The organism is Salinimicrobium marinum, assembly GCF_014651535.1.
Classification (GTDB): Bacteria; Bacteroidota; Bacteroidia; order Flavobacteriales; family Flavobacteriaceae; genus Salinimicrobium; species Salinimicrobium marinum.
Genome location: NZ_BMXB01000050.1, coordinates 1 through 980, shown reverse-complemented (window position 1 = coordinate 980; position 980 = coordinate 1). Strand labels below are relative to the sequence as shown.

At 29.2% G+C, this 980-nt stretch carries 1 protein-coding gene; it reads right to left on the bottom strand.

Translation table 11 applies throughout. The features are described 5' to 3' along the window. Positions 1–73: 73 nt before the first annotated feature. A complete protein-coding gene (locus IE056_RS18310) occupies positions 74–844 on the bottom strand; it encodes a hypothetical protein (RefSeq protein WP_189606434.1) in 771 nt (256 codons plus the stop codon). Positions 845–980: the final 136 nt, after the last annotated feature.

Genomic DNA, 980 nt, shown 5'->3' with positions numbered 1-980 from the left:
AGAACTACAAGAAATTACAGCAAGTTTAGGTCAAGTTTATCCGAGGGGAACCGGTAAATAAAATTATGCTAAGTTAGTAGATGTGGTTGGTGGGCCGCATACGTTCTATTCTGATTTTTTTTTGAAGTCTAGATTCAAATGCTTTATCTATAGGGATTCCTTTTACTTCTTTTAGTGCTTCTGTATAAATGGATAGGATGGTGGGGTAATATGTGTTAGGTTCTTTTTGGGAAATATAAAAGTCTGCTTTTTTCTCCAGACACAAAGCAGTTTGTGTTTTAAAATCATTATTATTAAAGTGTCCAAGCTTATTTAAAATGAGAATATAATTTTGGCCAGCAGCATAATCGTTGCTTTCATAACTTTTATTTAATTGGATGAGACTATAATCTACCAAGACTTTAATAGAGCTTTCTTGCATTAAGAATAATGCAACTTCTATAAGTTCTATTTGTTTGTATGATGATTCGAGTATTGGAAAATCTTTTAAAATCTTATTTTCTAATTGTTGCAAATCTTCTTCAAAAAAAGATTTAATTTTTCGTACTAATTCTAAAGCACGGATCAAATATTTCACATCATTAATCTGGTCGTAAATCTCAATATATAGTTCTACTGATTTTTGAATGCAATTTATTTTGTCATTACCTCCAAGAATAAATTTAGCATCATTAATTCTTGCTAAAATTTCAATATTGTTCACTTTCGCTCTTGGCAAATTAAAATCATCACGTTTTAAAAGCTCTTTAATTGCAATATCAGTAAGTTCGCAGTTTACAAGTTTGAATAAATTGGATAATTCTTTATCAGATGGATTTATTCTTGAACCTTTTAATAATCCCATTCTTAATTTCTTTGAAAATTTGTCTTTTGGAATTAGTACTGATGCGTTATTTTTTAGTCGTTAAATAAGTCCAGTTGTTCTTTGTCATTTTGATTTGTTTGATATTCGGTTAAGATCTCGTACAAAGGCGTTTTAT

What these genes read in the sequence shown, in the direction of transcription:
- IE056_RS18310 (WP_189606434.1), bottom strand. Translation starts at nt 844, where the DNA reads ATGGGATTATTAAAAGGTTCAAGAATAAATCCATCTGATAAAGAATTA.